Source organism: Streptococcus vestibularis ATCC 49124, from assembly GCF_000188295.1.
In the GTDB taxonomy this organism is placed as follows: domain Bacteria; phylum Bacillota; class Bacilli; order Lactobacillales; family Streptococcaceae; genus Streptococcus; species Streptococcus vestibularis.
Window position 1 is genome coordinate 1,066,236 of sequence record NZ_GL831112.1, and the last position, 6,365, is coordinate 1,072,600.

General features: G+C 34.9%; 5 protein-coding genes. 1 reads left to right on the forward strand and 4 read right to left on the reverse strand.

Going from position 1 to position 6,365, the window contains the following annotated elements; genetic code table 11:
- Positions 1 to 67 precede the first annotated feature (67 nt).
- The 4 genes from HMPREF9425_RS05240 to HMPREF9425_RS05255 all read right to left on the reverse strand — a co-directional run bounded on the left by HMPREF9425_RS05240 (position 68) and on the right by HMPREF9425_RS05255 (position 5,402).
- Positions 68 to 361: a hypothetical protein gene (locus HMPREF9425_RS05240; RefSeq protein WP_003097332.1), complete on the reverse strand. Its 294-nt coding sequence runs from the start codon at positions 359 to 361 to the stop codon at positions 68 to 70.
- Complete coding sequence (locus HMPREF9425_RS05245) at positions 348 to 1,685, reverse strand: DUF6287 domain-containing protein (RefSeq protein ID WP_248687982.1); 1,338 nt, start codon at positions 1,683 to 1,685, stop codon at positions 348 to 350. Before HMPREF9425_RS05245 ends, HMPREF9425_RS05240 begins: the two co-directional genes overlap by 14 nt.
- 183 nt (positions 1,686 to 1,868) lie before the next feature.
- Entirely contained in the window at positions 1,869 to 2,231 is a 363-nt protein-coding gene (locus HMPREF9425_RS05250) for a hypothetical protein (RefSeq protein ID WP_003097334.1), read from the reverse strand.
- Between the two features lie 126 nt (positions 2,232 to 2,357).
- Positions 2,358 to 5,402: an SEC10/PgrA surface exclusion domain-containing protein gene (locus HMPREF9425_RS05255; RefSeq protein WP_003097336.1), complete on the reverse strand. Its 3,045-nt coding sequence runs from the start codon at positions 5,400 to 5,402 to the stop codon at positions 2,358 to 2,360.
- Positions 5,403 to 5,561: 159 nt separating this feature from the next.
- On the opposite strand from HMPREF9425_RS05255, the gene HMPREF9425_RS05260 reads away from it, so the two are divergent.
- Positions 5,562 to 5,888, forward strand: coding sequence for a helix-turn-helix domain-containing protein (locus HMPREF9425_RS05260; RefSeq protein ID WP_003097338.1), 327 nt, complete (start codon positions 5,562 to 5,564; stop codon positions 5,886 to 5,888).
- Positions 5,889 to 6,365 lie beyond the last annotated feature (477 nt).

Below are 6,365 nucleotides of genomic sequence, written 5' to 3' on the forward strand. Positions count from 1 at the left end.
AAAAAGCACCAAATTAAAATGGTGCTTTTGCTTTTCTTATATTCAAGAATAACTTCAGTATCAGAAACTAAATAAGGGCTTTATGATCGTCATGCCTATGCTCACTTAAAAGTACTTCACCAAATTGTACCCCACCATCCTCACTGACTCGTTCCTGGCAAGCGACACAATACAATTCTCTAGCCAATCGCTGTTGTCGACCACCTACATAGATCACCTCTTCTATTCCAGGCAACATATAAGGTGGCATGGTATCAACCAGCTCATCAAAATGCGATTCATCGTTACTTAAAAAGAAACGTGCAGGATGATTACTATTATCAAAATCTCCAATGGCCACAAGACTATCATCTTCTGTCAAGAGATAGTAATAAGTAGCTGTGCGGTCTTCTGTGTATCGAAAGAATAATTGACTCTCTTCCATCTTGTCCCGACGGAGTAAATACAATTGGTGTCTCACTAATACCTTCTGATGTTTTTGTAACGGCTGTGAGCTTTTCTCCTTTTACGACGAACTTATCAAAAACTACATCACCCGCAGGTTTGCCATTAACTTGAATCAAGCCATTGGCATCAAAAGTAATACTATTTCCTTGTTCATTTCTCCAAGATCCTTTAACACTTGAAAAATTACCTGTTTGAATTTCTTGGATGTTCATACCACTAGATTCCGATTGAGTTTTTTTCTCACCTTCTATTCGTTCCGTATAATCAAGAGCAATCCATCCTTGACCAGATTGTAATCTCCCCCAAGTGTAACCTTCTGCATTTGTTGTTTCCGCAATAGTGTGAATACCTTGAGATATCTTGCCCAGAGACTGAGACTTAGCTCTCGGTTCTTTGCGTATTTCCAAATCCGATATTTGCACACGAACCTGAAAACCAGTTTCTGACTTAATATTCTCACTTTGACTAGAAGATTTCATATCACTTTCTTTTGAAGAAGTCATTGAACCTTTATCAATTGATTCCCACTTTAAGTTTTTGAGATTCAAAGCCGTAGACGAGATACCTAATTCATCTTCGATTTTCTTCTTATCATTCATTTGTATCGTAGTTTCTTTTTCCTTATTTGGGACACTAGCTTCAACTTTGTATAAACTTAGGCTTACTTCCGGATTCGATGACTGCCAGGCAGCAAATACCACCTGACCGTTTTCATAAGCAGTGAGAGATGAACGTGCTCCACCAACAGGTGCTGCATAAGCTACATGCAACAAAGTAGGTTGACTATTTTTTAGATAATAAATTGCAGAAATATAATCTTGTTTACCAATCAATAACTCGTCATGTCCATCTTTATCTAAGTCTACGAACGCATATTGAAAATCAACTGACGTTCCCGAATGCCCTAAATTATCAATGAGCATATATTCCTCAGATGTAGCTTCGACCTGTTTTAAGGCTTCAGTTAAACGACTATCATCACCACTATTTATTGCTTGCTGATAAGATTTATAACGATCTAAGACCGTTTGAAATGATTCCTGTCTATTCTTCTTTAATGATTGCTTACTAGACGAAGATGATTGCTGTGTTACCTGCTTCATTTGATTAGAGCCACATGCAACCAAGGTCAAAGTACTCAGGCTTAAAAGCGATATCAGTATCCATTTTTTCATATTAAATTCTCCTGTTCTTTCAATATGTTTATTTCCGCTAAATGTTTTGATTTGATTACCCACCACTACTCATTAGCAAATTTTCTACAACTTAACGTTGATCAAACTAAAATATAGGATAGCAATAGTTAGTAAATCTTTCAATAAGTCAATATTATTTGGAAGATTCTATATGCAAAAACTATTTCAGCAAAATAGGACTCCGTTGAAGAGTACAATCAATCTTCATAAGAGTCCTATAACTATTTATTGTTTTTCATAGGTGGCATCGTGGAGTGCATAACTCACATTGGTATTAGTGAATTCAAAGAAAATAGATTCAATCTTTCCTGTTGAAAGTTCACCTTCAGCTTTTGGACCACTTGTTGCCGTAAACTTAATTTTATCACCCGCAATTCGCCAAGTACCTGTTCTAGATTCTCCACTTTCTTTTGTAATTTTCAGGCTCTTATTTGATTTCAACTCAATCGTTACATCATTTTCACCATCGTACCAAGTCCCCACAACCTGCTGCTCCGGAGACTTTTCACGTGTTAAGAAATATGCTCCAACTCCAATCCCTGCAAGTGCGATTACAACAACAGAAACAATAATTAATACTTTTTTCATTTTATATTCTCCTATTTTTATTCTCAACTTCTATAGAATATGGAAGTAATTTTGATTAAAGTAAGGCAGTGAATCTTCAGTTACGCCATAACTTCTCACTCAGTAAAGCAATTTAGAAACTGTAATTTATAACTTCTTCTTTCTCATCACTCCTGCTAAAGCAAGAAACGTAATTCCTGAAAGCGTATAAACCGCTGTTTCACCTTCACCTGTTTCAGGTAATGATGCTTGATAGATCGGTACGCCATGTTTCGAAACGACATTATCGGTAATAGTACGGACAGCAGTCCTGACATCTCGGGAAACTGAAGAGTTATAACCTACTATTTGGCCATTTTCATCAAGGATAGCAACAGGAGTTCCACCTTTTTGAACAATAGCTTCATATTGAGCTTTTACTTGAGCTTGTGTATAAGCTTCTTTTACAGCTTCATATTGAGCTACTGCATCACGTTTATTGATAAGCAACTGTTTAAGTTTTTCAGTTTCTTTATCAAGAACTGATTTAGCTTCTTTATGTTTTTCTACTGCTAGTTTGTAAGCAACTTTAGCTTTTTCTAAATTACTATCAGCATTTTCGAGTTTACTAAGATAATCTTTTGTTTCTTGAAGTTTAGTTTTAAGAGATTTAATCTCGTCTTTGATTTTAACTTCATTCACTTTCAAAGCGTTCACTGTTTCTTGAAGAGAAGCAAGTTCTTTTTCATCTTTAGCTTTTTGAGCTTTAAGTTCTTCCAACTTAGCTTCTTCATTTTGAAGTGTTGCTTTAGCATCCGAAAGAGCTTTAGTCTTACTTGCAACATCTGAGTTAAGATTATTAACAGCTTTTTGAGCTTTGACTAATCTTAGCTCAGCTAATTCACGCGCCGAAGTCACTTCAGCCAATTTGATTTTAGCATCAGGTGTGAGGTCAGCAGTTGCTTTGAGTGAAGCAATTTTATTGCGAGTTTCTGAGAGTACTTCATTAGCAAGTTTATTTTTAACCTGAGCAGAATTCAATTCTTCATTAGCGACTTTGTTTGCGTTGTTAGCTTTTTCTTGTGCTATTTTTGCATTGGCAAGAGCTTTAGTTTTAGTAGCAACATCAGTGTTAAGATTGTCAATTGTTTTTTGAACGTTGTTCAAACGAGTTTCAGCGTTCTTACGTGCTTCAGTAGCCTCATCCAACTTAGCTTTGGCATCAGGTATGAGGTCAGCAATTGCTTTGAGTGCGTTCAAAGTTTTTGTTGTGTTAGATACAGCATCCTGAGCTGCCTTATTTGCTACTGATGCTGTAGTTAATCGGTTTTGGGCTGTTTTGTTAGCATTATCCGCAGAAGTTTGAACAGCTTTAGCGTCAGCTAGTTGAGTTTTTACAACCGAAGAGTCAAATGGATTACTTAATATTTTATCAGTATCTGACGAAGTGTGATTGAAATGAATTTCATGCATCAATCCAAGACCTTCTGGTGTTACGCTTGTTGCAGCACCAATATAATTTGGAATAACCTTACCGTTTTTATAGTCAGGTTTTCCTCCAACTGTTGTAATAACATGGGCATAATTCTGATTGTAGTCACTACCAAAAGTATTGATAATAGATTTATAAATACCTTTATACAAAGCCGACATTGTAGTTGGTTTAGCTTTGATGTAACCGAGGTTTTCTGCCTTCCAATGCGTAGTATCAGTTCCATCATTAGTTAGAGCACTAAAAAGGTGGTCGCCATCAGGATTTGACATATTCGAATAAGCAGTTGTGATATTCTTCATTGCTGTAACAACATCTTCTGTCACAAGAATTTCAGAATCACCCCAGATAATTTTTCGCACTTGTTGAATCAATCCTGCTTGATAAAGTGAGAGGTTAGCAATTTGTTCTTTTGTTAAATCACTAAGATCATTAATTACAGTGTCGTCAACAGGATAGTTGTTTTCCTTGCTATAATCACGGTTATCCCACCAAGTTTGAACAGCATCGAAGAGCTTATCTTTGTTTGCTTCTGTTTTATCTTCATAGAAGTTTCGATAAGCACTTGCAACTTCTTCTGGAATTTCAATAGTGCTAAGATTTTCTAAACTAGTTAGTTTATCTCCCAAACGTTTTACAGCTTTGTCTGCTTCTTCTTTTTTAAACTTAGCATCAGCTGCAACAGCTATAGCAGCTGTCAATTCCGTTGAAGTTCTCGAAGCCACATTTTGTTGAGCTGTCAAGGTTTCTGTCAATGATTGGATTTTAGCTTTTTTATCAGCATCAGTTTTTTGAGCTTCTTTCAAATTGCTTTCAGCCTTAGCTTCAGCAGCTTTTTTCGTTGCCAAATCACTTTGAGTATTATCTCGTTCTGAGATGATTTCTTTAGCTCCTGTACCGTCAAGTGCTGCTTGAGCATTAGTTACAGCAATATTAGCATTGTCGAGTTGCTCTTTAGTATGTTTAGCCTTAGCTTCAGCATCACTCAAAGTTTTAGAAGTGTCTTCAACAGCTTTAGCTTGGAGTTTTTCATCTTTTTCAGCTTGTTCAAGTTTAGCTTTTTTATCAACATCAGCTTTCTGTGCTTCTTCTAGCTTGCTTTTGGCATTAGCTTCAGCATCCTTTTTTGTTACCAAATCAGTTTGAGCATTATCTCGTTCTGAGATGATTTCTTTAGCTCCTCTACCATCAAGATTTTTTTGAGCAGTTTCTACATCGGCTTTAGCATTTGCTACATTAGTTTCTTGAGTAGTAATTTTTGTTTGATCACTGTTAACAATTTCAGTTTGTTTGTTAACTTTATCTTGAGCTTTAGCAGTCTCAGCTTGAGCGCTCTGAAGTTGAACGTCTTGATTTTCGATTGCTGATTCTGTTTCACTAATACTTTGTTTAGTTTTGTCAATTTCAACAGGAGTGGCCTTGTCTTTGATAATTTGAGCTTCATCAATAGTTTCCTTAGCCGTAGCTTCATTTTTTTCAGCTATTTCTTCTTCAGTGATGGCTTTCTTAACTACATCTTGTTGAGCGTTTACTGATTGTACCGCTACACTTTGCTTGTTCTCGGCTTCTTTAAGAGCTTGAACAGTTACTTTAGAACTTGAAGCATCAAATTCCGTTTTTAGGTCTTCTTGTTGATTAGCATTCACTACAGACGTTAGTCCGGTCGCTGCAATCACTGTAGAGACACTGGCTAATACCTTTATAGCTTCTTTCTTTTCCATTAACGCTAAAACTCCTTTAATTTTCAATAAATTATACAATTCCTATATTGTAATGTTTACATTATATAACTTAAAAACAACCTTGTAAAGTTGTTTTTAACCTTACAAGGTGTTATAACCAACCTTTTATGGTTGTAAAATTAACCTGCGAGGTGGTTTATGTCAAATCTACAAGAATATATCAGTAAACGTATTAGAGTCTTACGAATAAAAGAGGGAATGACTCAGGAAATGCTTGAAGAAAAAGCTGAATTGGGAACAAATTACGTTTATAAAATTGAAAATCTAGAACCTAACATTAAAATCAAAACTCTTGAAAAAATTATGAAAGCTTTAGATGTGGATATCCCGACTTTCTTTGATGTCACACTAAAAGAAGAAGATAGCGATTTGGTAAAACTTATTGATAATTTAAAAGCATTGCCTGAGTACAAACAAAAGAAATTAATCACAGCTATCAATACTATTATGACTGAAACAAAATAACAGAGCCTTTTAAACTGACAACTACTATAGGTTAAAATAGAACTTAAGTAAAAGACTTATCTCTATATTTTATAGAGATAAGTCTTTTTAGCTTTCTTTATTTATCATTGTGATATATAAATCGATTTTTATTCCATACAAAAGTACATCCTTGTTTCAAAAGTTCCAGATTTGAGCTTTGTTTGTTATAACATCCATAAATAAACGTTTGTTACGATAAAATATCGAAAAAACTATTTAATAGGATGATAAAAAAATAACCTCAAGTACAGTTTACATGTACATGGAGATTAGTGCACCTTTTCGATATTAAAAAGTAATCTAGATATCCACTAATGTCATTAGTAAATCCCGCTAATGACTTTTTTATATCAATAACACCTAATAGTTCGAGGTGTTCATTGAATATTCTTTTATAATCAACATTTGGTGTCAATAAAATAATTTGTGTACTAACGTTATTTCGCCTAATTTTTT

Excerpts from the sequence above, each read along its gene's own strand:
- HMPREF9425_RS05250 (WP_003097334.1), bottom strand. The coding sequence starts at position 2,231 with ATGAAAAAAGTATTAATTATTGTTTCTGTTGTTGTAATCGCACTTGCA.
- HMPREF9425_RS05260 (WP_003097338.1), top strand. The coding sequence starts at position 5,562 with ATGTCAAATCTACAAGAATATATCAGTAAACGTATTAGAGTCTTACGA.
- HMPREF9425_RS05255 (WP_003097336.1), bottom strand. The coding sequence starts at position 5,402 with ATGGAAAAGAAAGAAGCTATAAAGGTATTAGCCAGTGTCTCTACAGTG.